This window comes from Microbacterium sp., assembly GCF_048259935.1.
GTDB lineage: Bacteria > Actinomycetota > Actinomycetes > Actinomycetales > Microbacteriaceae > Microbacterium.
The window spans coordinates 77,655-90,085 of record NZ_JBLXHF010000002.1 but is presented as its reverse complement, the minus strand read 5'-3'; the positions used below and the strand labels follow the sequence as shown (position 1 = coordinate 90,085).

The 12,431-nt window shown below is 65.8% G+C and carries 15 protein-coding genes and 1 pseudogene; 8 read left to right on the top strand and 8 right to left on the bottom strand.

All coding sequences use genetic code 11. From position 1 onward, the window contains the following. The first annotated feature begins 103 nt into the window (after window positions 1-103). From ACN0RC_RS03340 to ACN0RC_RS03330, 3 genes are all read left to right on the top strand, one after another. Window positions 104-823, top strand: a complete 720-nt coding sequence (locus ACN0RC_RS03340; RefSeq protein ID WP_417508804.1) for a DUF222 domain-containing protein — start codon at window positions 104-106, stop codon at window positions 821-823. A 242-nt stretch (window positions 824-1,065) separates the two neighbouring features. Next, on the top strand, window positions 1,066-1,260 hold the full coding sequence (locus tag ACN0RC_RS03335; protein WP_417508803.1) for a hypothetical protein: 195 nt from the start codon (window positions 1,066-1,068) through the stop codon (window positions 1,258-1,260). A 176-nt stretch (window positions 1,261-1,436) separates the two neighbouring features. After that, window positions 1,437-1,850, top strand: coding sequence for a DUF6157 family protein (locus ACN0RC_RS03330; protein WP_417508801.1), 414 nt, complete (start codon window positions 1,437-1,439; stop codon window positions 1,848-1,850). 3 nt (window positions 1,851-1,853) lie between these two features. Here ACN0RC_RS03330 and ACN0RC_RS03325 read toward each other — a convergent pair whose 3' ends face one another. Both ACN0RC_RS03325 and ACN0RC_RS03320 read right to left on the bottom strand, forming a co-directional pair. Then, on the bottom strand, window positions 1,854-2,465 hold the full coding sequence (locus ACN0RC_RS03325; RefSeq protein ID WP_417509614.1) for an ATP-binding cassette domain-containing protein: 612 nt from the start codon (window positions 2,463-2,465) through the stop codon (window positions 1,854-1,856). A gap of 471 nt (window positions 2,466-2,936) precedes the next feature. After that, a pseudogene (locus ACN0RC_RS03320) lies at window positions 2,937-3,449 on the bottom strand (ATP-binding cassette domain-containing protein); the annotation flags it as partial. 243 nt (window positions 3,450-3,692) lie between these two features. Here ACN0RC_RS03320 and ACN0RC_RS03315 point away from each other — a divergent pair. Next, window positions 3,693-3,932, top strand: coding sequence for a hypothetical protein (locus ACN0RC_RS03315; RefSeq protein WP_417508799.1), 240 nt, complete (start codon window positions 3,693-3,695; stop codon window positions 3,930-3,932). Here the strand turns inward: ACN0RC_RS03315 and ACN0RC_RS03310 are convergent. After that, complete coding sequence (locus ACN0RC_RS03310) at window positions 3,921-4,574, bottom strand: alpha/beta hydrolase (protein ID WP_417508797.1); 654 nt, start codon at window positions 4,572-4,574, stop codon at window positions 3,921-3,923. The two genes, ACN0RC_RS03315 and ACN0RC_RS03310, sit on opposite strands and share 12 nt — an antisense overlap. Before the next feature lie 44 nt (window positions 4,575-4,618). On the opposite strand from ACN0RC_RS03310, the gene ACN0RC_RS03305 reads away from it, so the two are divergent. Beyond that, window positions 4,619-5,224, top strand: a complete 606-nt coding sequence (locus tag ACN0RC_RS03305; protein WP_417508795.1) for an NUDIX hydrolase family protein — start codon at window positions 4,619-4,621, stop codon at window positions 5,222-5,224. 66 nt (window positions 5,225-5,290) lie between these two features. Here the strand turns inward: ACN0RC_RS03305 and ACN0RC_RS03300 are convergent, their stop codons facing one another. From ACN0RC_RS03300 to ACN0RC_RS03285, 4 genes are all read right to left on the bottom strand, one after another. Beyond that, complete coding sequence (locus tag ACN0RC_RS03300) at window positions 5,291-6,028, bottom strand: SDR family NAD(P)-dependent oxidoreductase (RefSeq protein ID WP_417508793.1); 738 nt, start codon at window positions 6,026-6,028, stop codon at window positions 5,291-5,293. Window positions 6,029-6,124: 96 nt separating this feature from the next. After that, window positions 6,125-7,192, bottom strand: coding sequence for a threonine aldolase family protein (locus ACN0RC_RS03295; RefSeq protein ID WP_417508791.1), 1,068 nt, complete (start codon window positions 7,190-7,192; stop codon window positions 6,125-6,127). Continuing rightward, on the bottom strand, window positions 7,176-7,838 hold the full coding sequence (locus ACN0RC_RS03290) for an SDR family NAD(P)-dependent oxidoreductase (RefSeq protein WP_417508789.1): 663 nt from the start codon (window positions 7,836-7,838) through the stop codon (window positions 7,176-7,178). The genes ACN0RC_RS03295 and ACN0RC_RS03290 overlap by 17 nt, the downstream gene beginning before the upstream one ends. 39 nt (window positions 7,839-7,877) lie before the next feature. After that, window positions 7,878-9,335, bottom strand: coding sequence for a DUF6421 family protein (locus ACN0RC_RS03285; protein WP_417508787.1), 1,458 nt, complete (start codon window positions 9,333-9,335; stop codon window positions 7,878-7,880). 71 nt (window positions 9,336-9,406) lie between these two features. Between ACN0RC_RS03285 and ACN0RC_RS03280 the strand changes: the two genes are divergently transcribed. Genes ACN0RC_RS03280 through ACN0RC_RS03270 form a run of 3 tightly spaced genes read left to right on the top strand, consistent with a single transcriptional unit; the run spans window position 9,407 to window position 12,081 of the window. After that, window positions 9,407-9,856 (top strand): Lrp/AsnC family transcriptional regulator, encoded by a 450-nt coding sequence (locus tag ACN0RC_RS03280; protein WP_417508785.1) that lies wholly within the window; start codon window positions 9,407-9,409, stop codon window positions 9,854-9,856. Window positions 9,857-9,874: 18 nt separating this feature from the next. Next, window positions 9,875-11,071, top strand: coding sequence for an MFS transporter (locus ACN0RC_RS03275; RefSeq protein WP_417508783.1), 1,197 nt, complete (start codon window positions 9,875-9,877; stop codon window positions 11,069-11,071). Window positions 11,072-11,112: 41 nt separating this feature from the next. Further along, a complete protein-coding gene (locus tag ACN0RC_RS03270) occupies window positions 11,113-12,081 on the top strand; it encodes a 1,4-dihydroxy-2-naphthoate polyprenyltransferase (protein ID WP_417508781.1) in 969 nt (322 codons plus the stop codon). A gap of 3 nt (window positions 12,082-12,084) precedes the next feature. Here ACN0RC_RS03270 and ACN0RC_RS03265 read toward each other — a convergent pair whose 3' ends face one another. Beyond that, window positions 12,085-12,411, bottom strand: a complete 327-nt coding sequence (locus ACN0RC_RS03265) for a DUF4229 domain-containing protein (RefSeq protein WP_417508780.1) — start codon at window positions 12,409-12,411, stop codon at window positions 12,085-12,087. Window positions 12,412-12,431: the final 20 nt, after the last annotated feature.

Here is a 12,431-nt window from a genome sequence, read left to right as displayed (position 1 = left end):
CTCCATCTTCGTGGGTACCTCCGACAAAGACTCACCGATATGCGATCGCGCCCCGTCATCGGACGAAAGTCGGAATGTCAGTGGCCCTCAGTTGAATGGAGTCATGCCCATTTCGACGATGACGAACCCGGTGCTGAACGCGCTGTTGGACGACGTCGTGTCGACGGTCACCTCGGTCGAGCAGACGATCAATCAGCTGATGGCGGTCAAGTCCGCTCTCCTTGCATCGGCGTCGCGCATCGCCGATGACGAGCCGTTCGACTCGGTCGATTCACGCGAGATGGCGCAGCGGGCGGTGGCAACCGAGATCGGCGCTGCGCTGCGCCTTAGTGACAGGACTATCGAGTCGCAAATGGGTATCGCCGCGCGCCTTCAGGAAACGCTCCCCGCAACGGCGGCGTCCTTCGGCGCTGGGCGCATCTCGCAGACGCATGTGCGGATCATCATGGATGCCGGCGAGGGGATCGAAGATGCTGCGCGCAGAGCCCGTTACGAAGAGATCGTGGTCGCGCGTGCTGAGACGGAGTCGGCGAACAGGCTTCGCCCGTTCGCCGCACAGACCGCTGAGCGCTTCCGCGATCAGTCCTTCACCGAGCGTCACCGTGAGGCGCGTGAGCGCCGCGCGACGTGGGTGAAGGCGCGTGACGATGCGATGAGCGAACTCGTGATCTTCGGTCCGAGCACGATCATCCATGCGATGCACGACCGGAAGACGGGCTGCTGGGCGAGATTCGCGGGCACGTCGACATCACGGTGCCGTTTCTCACCCTCACAGATCCCGATGAGGTCGCGTCGCCTGCACACCTGGAGGGGATCGGACTGATCGACCCGGCGACGGCCCGGATCCTGACAGCCAACGCGTCCGGGTTCGACCGAGTTCTGACGCATCCGATGTCGGGAATGGTGCTCGGCGTCGACAGATATCGACCGTCTGCGCAGATGCGCCGATACCTACGTGCCAGAGACAGACGGTGCCGATTCCCAGGTTGCAGGGTGCTGGCGAGAATGTGCGATGGCGACCACACGATCGATCATGCGCAGGGTGGGGCGACCACGCTGACGAATATGGCGGACTTCTGTCGCAGACACCATGTGACGAAGCACGTGACGCCCTGGCGGGTGCGACAACTCGGCGGTGGCGATCTGGAATGGACCAGTCCCACCGGCAGAACCTACATCGACCGCCCGCCGGGCGTCGCCACTCACGTCACGCTTGACAACATCGCGGAGCGCATGCCGGCCGAAGCTGCCCCCTTCTGATTTCTGAAGTCGATAGCCTGTTGCATCATGAGCGACGCTGCCATACCTCGACGAAGCGCGCAGACGCTGGCTGCGCGACGCGCTGAAGCGCACTCTGCCCGATCACAGCTGGTTGCAGCAACTCTGATCTTGCCTCCACTATCGACAATGTCACCCGCGGGGTAGATGGTGGTGTCATGGCTGAGCACACGACGAACTACCAGAGCACTTTCATCGAGGTGTCGGAGGACTGTCCGATCGATCACGGCGCGGAGCCGCCGATCGCCGAGAACCTCTCGATCGCAGCTCTCCACTACCGGCTGATCTCCGAGCGGCCGTACGAACTGACCTCGGACGACGTGCTCTTCGAGACGCACGCGCTGCGCAAGGGCATCGATGCGGACGACGCCGAAGCCAGGACGGAGTTCTTCTCGAAGGGGCAGGCCTGTCTGCGATCCTCGCCGCTCAGCAAGCGCTACGGCTGGGGCACGCATCACGACGCCGAGGGCCGTGTTGCGCTGGTGCCGCGCGACTCTGAGGAGTACGCAGCCCTCGCCGCTGACCCCTCGCTCGTGCACACGCGAGCAATGCGCTCGAGTCGCGCGCTGTAGCGCTCAGCTCACCTCGTTCAGCCGCCCCTCCGCATCGATCTCGAGGGTGAGATCGATGTCCAACCGCGCGAGGAACGCATCGTCGTGACTGACGATCAGCACGGCGCCACGGTAGGACCGCAGCGCCTCCACCAGCTGATCGACCGTGTCGAGATCGAGGTTGTTCGTCGGCTCATCCAGCACGATGAGGTGCGGTGCTGGGTCAGCGAGTAGGAGTTTCGCCAGCGCGATGCGGAACCGCTCACCGCCAGACAGCGACGATACCGGTCGGTCAGCCGCGGCCCCGCGGATCAGGAACCGGGCGAGCCTATTGCGCAGCTCTTTCTCGGGGGTGGATGCTGCGACATCTGCGATGTTCTCGACCGCCGAGCGTGTGCCGTCGAGGCCGTCGATCCGCTGCGGCAGATATCCGACGCGGATCTGTGACAAGGTTCCGGAGTCATGCAACGTGGCAGACGCGACCAGCCCCTGCAGCAGCGTCGTCTTGCCTGTCCCGTTGCGACCGATCAGCGCCACGCGCTCCGGCCCCTGGATGACCCAGGAACGTTCCTGGTCACCCAGCGTCGCGATGCGGCGAGATGCGGACACCACAGGATCGGGCAGCTCGATCTTCATGGTGGCATCCGAACGCACCCGATAGCCGGCTTCATCGAGAAGAGTCCGTGCCGCGGCCTCTTTCTCGGCCACCTCCGTGCGCAGTCGTCCGGCAGATACTTGCGCCGCCATTTTCCGACCATTGGCGACGATCTTGGGAACGCGCTTCTCGACGAACGCTTTGCGCCCCACCTGGGCTCGGGTCGCCAGCTTCGACTCCGCCTCGATCCGCTGTCGCTTCTCTTTCTTCAGAGTCTGCTTCGCGTCGCGCTCGTCCTGTCGTGCGGCATCCTGCTCGGCATCCAGCCAGGCGCGCCACTGCGAATACGGACCGCCGAACACGCTCAAATCGTGCCCGTACAGCTCAGCGGTGTCGTCCATCAGTTCGAGGAGCGACACATCGTGACTGACGACGATGAGCGTGCCCTTCCACGACCGCACCATGTCGGCGAGTTTCGCGCGCGCCTCACGATCGAGATTGTTGGTCGGCTCATCGAGCAGCGTGATCGGCGCGCGACGCAGGCGGATGCCGGCGATCGCGACGAGCACCGATTCACCGCCCGAAAGCTCGCCGACGCGGCGGTCGAGGAACGAGGGATCAAGACCAGCCTCGGCGAGCGATGCTTCGGCCCGCGCCTCGATATCCCAGTCGTCGCCGACCGCATCGAAGTGCGCGGGGTCCACATCGCCCGAGGTGATCGCGCGTACGGCGTCGAGTGCGACGTCGACACCGAGCAGCTCTGCGACGCGGCGATCGACGTCGAGCGTCAGCTGCTGCGGCAGGTAGGCGACATCGTCGGTCGTGTGCACCGCGCCAGAGGTGGGCTCGAGTATGCCGGCGATCAAGCGCAGCAACGTGGACTTGCCTGACCCGTTTCGTCCGACGAGTCCGGTGCGTCCGGTGCTGAACGCGCCCGATATGCCATCGAGCGCGGTGGAGCCGTCCGGCCAGGTGAAGGTGAGACGGTCAAGGGTGACCGATGCGTGGGTGGTGGGTGTTGACATGGCTGTCTCCGGGAGTGTGCGGGTTGCACTGACACCGGTCGCCGAAAGAGCGCCAGAGAAGGCGGGGCAAAGCCGTACAGGAAGGGTCGTGTCAGCGCGCGGAAAGAGGGGCGCGGAGGCAACGACTCAGATCAATGAACTTCCCAACACGGCGGACAGGACTCGTCGATGCTACCCGGGCGTGTCGCGCGGCGCAAGGGATGCGGGTGTCGCGCAGTGCACTCGGGGTCGTACGGTGGGGTCATGGCTGACGATCGCATGAGTGGCAACGAGATGCGCCAGCGCCTGAGCTGGGGCGCGGGCATCGCGATCGGCATGGGGGTCGGTGTGGCAATGGGGTCGGCGCTCGACAACATGGGGGCCGGCATCGCGATCGGTATCGCGATCGGCATCGTCTTCGCGATAGCCATCGGCTCGGTCGGCAAGCGCCGCAAGCCTCGGGCGGATGACGAGAGTGCAGACGAGGGCGACTCAGTCGGCTGACGCGTCGCGCCACTTCTCGAGGAAGATCCGCACATCGTGCAGTTCGTCTTCGGACACACTGTGTGTGAGCCCCGGATAGACCCGCCCGGTGAGCTCTGAATGGTCGGGAAGCCACTGCGAGGTGTGATCGATCAGCGGCTCGGGGATGACATCGTCGTGCGTGCCCCGGCCCCAGAACACCTTCGGGCGTGAGGTGCGCAGATCCTCATCGTCTGGCAGATCGCCCGGCGTCGCGTAGCCGCTGAGTGCGACGATCGCACTGAAGCGCGCAGCATCCAATCGCATCGCCTGCAGCGACACCGCAGCGCCCTGCGAAAAGCCGAGCAGCGCGATCTTCGACGCCCCAGCGGCTTCGGCGTCGATCCAGCGCAGGAGCGCCTCGGCCGCATCGGTCACCCCATCGGGATGCCGCCCGTTGATGCCCTCGATCGCGTACCAGGATCGACCGGGCGCCGGCCACGGTGGGGCCAGCGGAGCGGCGACGGCTGCCACCGCGATTCCCTCTGGCAGAAACGGGCGCAGCCCGAAGAGGTCGTTCTCGTCGGATCCGTAGCCGTGTAGAAGCACCAGCAGCGGCAGGCCGTCGCGTTCTGCGGGGGCCCAACGGGTCGCATTCGCATCGATCGAAAGAGAGTTGCTCACATGACCATCCTGCCAGCGGCGACCGACACTGGTAGAAATGGAGCATGGCGGTGCGCACACCAGATCCAGATCCAGAACCCGATGACGAGGGCGACGACCTCTCGCAATTCGCCGAGCTGCCCGCTGACGCCAGCAACCCCGGCTGGCTGAGCGAGTTCGAACTCGCCGACGCGCGCCGCAGAATGCCGATGCTCTACGTCGAGGCGATCCCTGTGCGTACCGACGGGCTCGGGGAGGTCACCGAGATCGGCATGCTGCTGCGCTCGACTCCGATGGGAGAGATGACCCGCACGATCGTGTCCGGTCGCGTGCGCTTCGGCGAGACGGTGCGCGATGCGCTGTTCCGTCATGTCGAGAACGACCTGGGTCCGATGGCTTTCCCGCTTCTGCCGTCGCAGCCGACGCCGTTCACCGTGGCCGAGTACTTCCCTATGCCGGGACTGAGTGCTTTTCATGACGAGCGGCAGCACGCGGTGTCACTCGCGTTCGTCGTGCCGGTGACCGGCACCTGCGAACCTCGCCAGGATGCCCTCGAAGTCACCTGGTTCTCGCCGGAAGAAGCGGCATCCGACGCCGTCGCCGCCGAGATGGAGGGTGGCCGCGGGACGCTGATCCGCACCGCACTGGCCAGCCTCGGATTGCTCCGATAGAGCACAGCTTCCGATAGAGCGCAGAGCGGCGAGCCCCGAAGGGCCCGCCGCGTGAATCCAGGTGTATCAGCCTGCGGTGTAGCCGCCGTCGACGACGAACTCGCCACCCGTGGCGAAGCTCGCGTCATCGCTCGCGAGGAAGGTGATCATCGCAGCGATCTCCTCCGGCTTGCCGAGACGGCCGACCGGGGTGCCTGCGATGAGTCCTGCACGGTCGGTGTCGCCGAGGATCGGGGTGTCGATGAATCCGGGGTGCACGGAGTTCACGCGCACGCCCTCCTTCGCCCAACCGAGCGCCGTGGTCTTGGTGAGCAGTCGCACCGCGCCCTTGGCCGCGTGGTAGGCGGGGCTCACGCCAGAGCCGACGATGCCGTACATCGAGCTGATGTTCACGACGGAGCCGTTGCCGCTCTTCTTCAGTGCGTCGCCGGCGGCCTTCATGCCGAGGAACACGCTGGTCTGAGTGACAGCGACGACCTTGTCCCAGGTGGCGAGAGTGGTGACTTCGATCGGCTCGGTGTCACCGATTCCGGCGTTGTTCACGAGGATGTTCAGTCCGCCGAAGGCGTCGACGGTCTTTGCGACAGCATCCGCCCACCCCTCTTCGCTCGTGACATCAAGATGGATGAACAGCGCCTTGCCGCCGTCCTTCTCGATCTCGGAGACGACCTGTGCGCCGAGGTCATCCTGCACGTCGGCGATCACAACCGTTCCGCCCTCGGATGCGATTCGCAGTGCTGTTGCCTTGCCGATTCCGCTTGCGCCACCCGTGACCAGGGCGACACGTCCGTCGAAACGAGTCATGATCTCTCCTCTTTCCTTGTGGGATGCGGCCGGCGGATGCCGTGCCGTGTCTTCAGTGCAACATCGGAGGCGTATTTATATTCCCTTGAATGAATATCAGACCGTGGTGAGGCGCGCGATCTCGGCGACGAAAGCGTCGACGTCTGCCTCCTGCGTGTCGAAGCCGCACATCCAGCGCACCTCGCGGCGCGCGGCATCCCAGTCGTAGAACCGGAAGGACTTGCGCAGCTGGTCGGCGACTCCTTCGGGGAGCGTGGCGAAGACGCCGTTGACCTGGGTGGGCTGGGTGAATTCGACACCGCGGATGCTTCCGTCGGCAAGACCTGCCTCGATGGAGGTGCGCAGACGGGCGGCCATGGCGTTGGAGTGGCGGGCGTTGCGCAGCCACAGGTCGCCCTCGAGGAGCGCGATCAGCTGCGCAGAGACGAAGCGCATCTTCGAGGCCAGCTGCATGGAGTATTTGCGGCTGTAGATCAGACCATCGGATGCTTCGCCGTTGAGCACTACGATCGCTTCGCCGAGCATGGCGCCGTTCTTGGTGCCGCCGAAGCTGAGCACATCGACCCCGGCGTCGCGCGTGAAGTCCGCCAACGGCAGGTTCAGGGCTGCTGCCGCATTGGAGAGGCGAGCGCCGTCCATGTGCAGGCGCATGCCATATCCGTGAGCGTGGTCGGCGAGAGCGCGGATCTCATCGGGCGTGTAGAGCGTGCCGAGTTCGGTCGACTGGGTGATCGAGACGACCAGCGGCTGTGCGCGGTGCTCGTCGCCCCAGCCCCAGGCCTCGCGGTCGACGAGTTCGGGGGTGAGCTTGCCGTCTTCGGTCGGGACGGTGAGCAGCTTCATCCCGCCCATGCGCTCGGGGGCGCCGCCCTCGTCGACGTTGATGTGCGCGGTGGATGCCGCGACCACCGCACCCCAGCGGGGAAGCATCGACTGCAGTCCCACGACGTTGGCTCCGGTGCCGTTGAAAACAGGGAAGGCCTGGATGCCGTTGCCGAAGTGGCCGCGGAAGACCTCTTGCAGACGCTCGGTGTATTCGTCTTCGCCGTAGGCGCTCTGGTGGCCGTCGTTCGCCGCGACGATGGCCGCGAGAACCTCGGGGTGGATGCCGGAGTAGTTGTCCGACGCGAAGCCCCGGATCGCGGGGTCATGCAGAGTGTTCACTGAACCAGCCTATGTCGATCACGCGGTCGTTGAGGTCTGGGGCTGCGGCATCCCACAGACCTGCGACAGCGGTCGCGAGGGCATCCGGTTCCAGCGCTTTCGCCCGGAAGATGACGGATGCCGCGCGCAGCGGCACACCAGCATCCCGAGCAGTCTTCGCGAATCCCTGCGCGACGGCGCGCGCCCACGCCTCGCTCGCAGCCTTCACTGCCGCGTAGTTCGCGCCTCCCGCGAGGGGACGGGCGACGGCAGTGGACGACACGATCGCGAAACGGCCGGCATCCGATGCCTGCAGCAGAGCGTCGAATGCGCGCGAGGTGGTGCGAACGGCCTCGAGGGCCGGCAGGAGCGCCGCGAAGTCCTCATCCGACTGCCCGGCGAGGCCGCCACCTCCCCGCCATCCGCCGACCAGTGAGATCACGCCGTCGACAGCATCGAGGCGACCGGCGAGGGCCGACATCTCGTCGAACGAAGTCGCATCGGCCACCTCGACCTGTGCTCCGGCTTCGCGTACGGCGACGAGCCGCTCGGCAGAGCGCCCGGTCGCGATCACTCGCGCCCCGGCATCCATGAGCACCCGAGCGAGGGTCAGCCCTGCGTCACTGGTGGCGCCCGCCAGCAGAATCACGCGTCCGGTCGCGCTCATGGTGCCGTCACCTCACGTCTGTCGCGCAGCCCAGAGACCTCACTCATCGCCGGCACGGATTCCCGCGGTCGACTCGATCACCGGCCGCATCTTCTTCTCGAGCGCCTCGAAGAACATCGACAGCGGGAACTCGTCATCCAGCACCGCGTCGGTGTATCCCTTGGGGAGCCCGGCAAGCACCTCGTCCGAGAGCCCGCGAGCCCAGACGGATGCCGGGTTCGGCGCCAGCACGTTGCTGATCAGCTCGTACGCTGCCAGCCAGTGCGCCTTCTTCGGGCGATCAATCGAACGCCAGTAGAGGTCGTTCACCGCGTCGCTGAGCGCGATCACCGATTCCGGCACGCCCTCCCAATCGAAGGTGAGCTGCGTGTCGGTCCAGTGCAGCACGCCGTGCTGGTGCAGCCACGCGAACAGCAGCTGACCGCCCAGGCCGTCATAGTTGCGCACGCGCGAACCGGTGATCGCGAAGCGGAAGATCCGGTCGAAGATCACCGCGTACTGCACGAGCGACGCGTGCTCGAGCATCTCCTGCTCGGCATCCGACAGGTCATCACGCGCAGCGAGCCGCTTCTCGATCGCGACCGACTCGCGGAACGCGGTCAGATCGCACCGCAGCTCCTCGAGCGAGTAGAGGAAGTACGGCATCCGCTGCTTGATCATGAACGGGTCGAACGGCAGGTCGCCGCGCATGTGCGTGCGGTCGTGGATGATGTCCCACATCACGAACGTCTTCTCGGTGAGATCCTGGTCCTCCAGCATCCGCGCGGCTTCCGCAGGCAGATCGAGCTTGGTGATCTCGGATGCTGCGCGCACCACGCGCCGGTAGCGCGCAGCCTCGCGATCCTGGAAGATCGCGCCCCAGGTGAAGGTGGGGATCTTGCGCATCGCGACGGTCTCGGGGAACAGCACCGCGGAATTCGTGTCGTATCCGGGCGTGAAGTCGATCAGCCGCAGCGAGACGAACAGCCTGTTGGCGTAGTCGCCCGCTTCGAGTTCGGCGATGAATTCCGGCCAGATCGTTTCGACGATGAGCGCCTCGACCAGGCGATCGGATGACCCGTTCTGGGTGTACATCGGGAACACGACCAGGTGCCGGATGCCGTCGATGCGGTGCTGCTGCGGCTGGAAGGCGACGAGCGAGTCGAGGAAGTCGGGGATGCCGAAGCCTTCGGACGCCCAACGTTCGAAATCGCGAACGGATGCCGCGAGATACTCGGCATCGTGCGGAAAAGCGGGGGAGAGGGCACGGATGCCGGCGATGAGAGCCGCGACGTGGTCGTGCGCTGCGTCGTGCGCCCCTTCGATCCCTGAGCCGGTCGAAGGGTCGGGGATCGAGCCGTCCTTGACCTGCAGTTCGCGGATCGCGATGGCGGCATCCTTCAGCATCCGCCATGCGGCACTGGTCTCGGCGAGGGCTGCATCCTCGACGACCTCGGGCTCGCCGTCCTTCGACAGGCTCAGGAACGGGGCGTTGTTGATCTGGGTAGGAGTGGACATCGGGACCTCCGATCGTGGACTCAGCGGAAAATATCCGGTGAAAGGTGACGTACACCGATATTCTTCCATTTATGGAAGATGCTGTCGACCGCCAGATCCTCACCGAGATCTCTCGCGATGCGCGTGCGACGCTCGCGCAACTGTCTGAGGCGGTCGGGATGTCGACCTCCGCAGTGCAGAGCAGGCTGCGCAGGCTCGAATCGCGGGGCGTGATCGCGGGGTATCGCACCATCCTCGACGCTGAGGCCGTCGGCAAACCGCTGGCTGCATTCATCGAGATCACCCCTCTCGACCCCGGTCAGCCCGACAACGCTCCCGAACTGCTCGAGCACATGACCGAGATCGAGGCCTGTCACTCGATCGCGGGCAACGCGAGCTACATGCTGTTCGTGCGCGTGGCGGCTCCGCGCGCGCTCGAGAAGCTGGTGGGCGACATCCGTCTCGCGGCGAACGTCAGCACGCACACCACAGTCGTGCTGCAGACCTATTACGAGAACAGGCCGATCTCCGTCGACGGCTAAGCTTTCGTCGAGGAGAACATGAACCGATCCATCCCCCAACGGCAGCTTGCGCTCGCCGCACTGTTTCTCGTCCCGGGGATCGGTATCGCCTCCTGGGTCACGCGGACACCTGACATCCGCGATCTTCTCGGCGCTTCGACGTTCGAGATGGGGCTCGTGCTGTTCGGACTGTCGCTGGGCTCGATGCTGGGCATTCTCGTCTCAGGCCCGCTCGTCGCTCGTTTCGGCGCGCGACCGATCATCGCGGCGGGAGCGACCAGCATCGCCCTGAGCATGCCGTTGATCGGTATCGGAACGGGCATCTCCGAAGCGTTGGTCGCTGCTGCCGGGCTGTTCCTCTTCGGTGCGGGCATGGGCGGCGGCGAGATCGCGCTCAACGTCGAAGGTGCCGACATCGAACAGGTGACGGGACGCTCTTTCCTTCCGCGCCTGCATGGCTTCTTCAGCCTCGGCACGGTCATCGGCGCGCTGGTCGGAATCCTCGCCACCGCGTCTGCGTTCCCGGTGAGCATCCACATGGTCATCATCGGGCTGCTCGCCCTCATCGCGGTGTGCCTCGCCATGCCGCGGATCCCGTCGGGAACCGGGCGGGCGCCGCGGGAGGCCTCTGGGTCTCCTCGCGCAGCGAGGGCACAGCTGTGGCGTGATCCGACGCTGCTGCTGATCGGCGTGATCATCCTGGCGATGGCGCTCGCAGAAGGCACCGCCAATGACTGGCTGCCTCTCGTCATGGTCGACGGACACGGGTTCGATGCGGCATCGGGATCAGCGATCTACGCAGTGTTCGCTGCGGCGATGACGATCGGTCGATTCGTCGGCGGATGGTTCATCGACCGTTTCGGCCGTGCGGCCGTGCTTTGCGCAAGCGGAGTGTTCGGCGCGATCGGACTGGCTCTGCTCATCTTCGTGGACAACCCGGTCATCGCAACCGTGGCGGTGCTGCTGTGGGGGCTCGGCGCGTCGCTGGGCTTCCCCGTGGCGATCTCTGCCGCGGGCGACTCCGGTCCGGATGCCGCGGCGCGAGTGTCGCTGGTGGCAACTCTCGGCTATGTGGCGTTCTTGGTCGGTCCGCCCGCGCTCGGCTTCTTCGGCGATGAGTTCGGTCTGCGCACAGCACTGATCATTCCCTTCGTGCTGGTTTCGCTCGCCGCGTTCGCAGCACTTGCCTACGGGCGCAGGACGCGCCCGGCCCTCGAAGTCGAGCGCGCCGCCTGACTGCGAGCTCGCTGTCCGCACCACGGCTAAGATTCCAGATCGTGGCAGCATCCTCAAAGCGCAAGACGTCGACACCCCCGCACAAGCCGGTTCGCACCAGCGGCAACCCCGCGAGGCGGCCGATCGTCGAGGCGCCGCCGATCACTGCACGCGACTGGATCGGAGCCGCACGCCTGCGCACGCTGCCGCTCGCGGTCGCGCCAGTCATCATTGGCACCGGCGCCGCGCAGCTCGTCGACCGCGAACTGCACTGGGTCATCGCCCTGGCTTGTCTTGCCGTCGCCGTGTTCCTGCAGGTCGGCGTGAACTTCACGAACGACTACAGCGACGGCATCCGCGGCACCGATGCTCACCGCGTCGGGCCCGCCCGCCTCACGGCCTCAGGCCGGGTCAACCCGCGCACTGTGCTCATCATCGGGCTGGTGTTCTTCGCGCTCGCGGCGGTCGTGGGGCTTGCGATCGTGATCCGCACTGGCCAGTGGTGGATGCTCGCGGTGGGAGCTGCCTGCATCGTCGCCGCCTGGTTCTACACCGGCGGCAAACGCCCATACGGATACCTGGGGCTAGGCGAAGTCTTCGTCTTCGTCTTCTTCGGACTGGTTCCTGTGCTCGGTACGACGTGGGTGCAGGCCTTCTACCTGCCAGTGGAAGCCTGGCTCGGCGCGGTAGCCGCAGGCCTGTTCGGCTGTGCCGTGCTGCTCGCGAACAACCTGCGCGACATCGATCAGGATCGCGAAGTCGGCAAGCGCACGCTCACGGTGCGGATCGGCAGGCGCCCGACGAAGGTGCTGTACACGGTGTTCGTCGCGGCACCCTTTGCGATCGCGATGCTGACCGCACTGCTCTACCCGATCGCGTGGCTGGCTCAGCTGGCGCTGCTCGCCGGCATCCCCGCGATCATCATCGTCTGGACGTACCGCCAGGCGCGCGAACTGGTGATCGCGCTCGGGCTCACGTCGCTCACCGCCCTCGCGTACGCGGGCGCAATGTACTGGGCGTTCGTGGGCTGAGGTTCAGCTCTCGCGGGGCGGTTCGCCCGCAGGCGTTTCCGCAGGAGTCTCGTCGAGAGCTGCGTCTTCCGCGTCAGCATCCTGCGCGGCCACGCTCGAACGCGTACCCGTCCGTGCTTCGCGCTGCTCGTAGATCTCTGCCGATGCGCTGGAGAGCGGCTTTCGCAGGAAGATGATCGAAATGCTCATGCCGATCAGCGCCGCGAAGACCACCGTGAAGTACCAGAGCTCGCGCATGATCGGGAAGAAGAGCCACATGATCGCCAGCGGAACCAGGAACGCCAGCAGCCTCAATACCGAATAGACGAGGAGGGGTGGCAGCTTCTTCATCGTTCCAGTCTAAGCGGGCT

Excerpts from the sequence above, each read along its gene's own strand:
- ACN0RC_RS03285 (WP_417508787.1), bottom strand. The coding sequence starts at position 9,335 with ATGTCCACTCCTACCCAGATCAACAACGCCCCGTTCCTGAGCCTGTCG.
- ACN0RC_RS03290 (WP_417508789.1), bottom strand. The coding sequence starts at position 7,838 with ATGAGCGCGACCGGACGCGTGATTCTGCTGGCGGGCGCCACCAGTGAC.
- ACN0RC_RS03325 (WP_417509614.1), bottom strand. The coding sequence starts at position 2,465 with ATGAAGATCGAGCTGCCCGATCCTGTGGTGTCCGCATCTCGCCGCATC.
- ACN0RC_RS03330 (WP_417508801.1), top strand. The coding sequence starts at position 1,437 with ATGGCTGAGCACACGACGAACTACCAGAGCACTTTCATCGAGGTGTCG.
- ACN0RC_RS03335 (WP_417508803.1), top strand. The coding sequence starts at position 1,066 with ATGGCGGACTTCTGTCGCAGACACCATGTGACGAAGCACGTGACGCCC.
- ACN0RC_RS03275 (WP_417508783.1), top strand. The coding sequence starts at position 9,875 with ATGAACCGATCCATCCCCCAACGGCAGCTTGCGCTCGCCGCACTGTTT.
- ACN0RC_RS03280 (WP_417508785.1), top strand. The coding sequence starts at position 9,407 with ATGGAAGATGCTGTCGACCGCCAGATCCTCACCGAGATCTCTCGCGAT.
- ACN0RC_RS03340 (WP_417508804.1), top strand. The coding sequence starts at position 104 with ATGCCCATTTCGACGATGACGAACCCGGTGCTGAACGCGCTGTTGGAC.
- ACN0RC_RS03305 (WP_417508795.1), top strand. The coding sequence starts at position 4,619 with ATGGCGGTGCGCACACCAGATCCAGATCCAGAACCCGATGACGAGGGC.
- ACN0RC_RS03265 (WP_417508780.1), bottom strand. The coding sequence starts at position 12,411 with ATGAAGAAGCTGCCACCCCTCCTCGTCTATTCGGTATTGAGGCTGCTG.
- ACN0RC_RS03315 (WP_417508799.1), top strand. The coding sequence starts at position 3,693 with ATGGCTGACGATCGCATGAGTGGCAACGAGATGCGCCAGCGCCTGAGC.
- ACN0RC_RS03300 (WP_417508793.1), bottom strand. The coding sequence starts at position 6,028 with ATGACTCGTTTCGACGGACGTGTCGCCCTGGTCACGGGTGGCGCAAGC.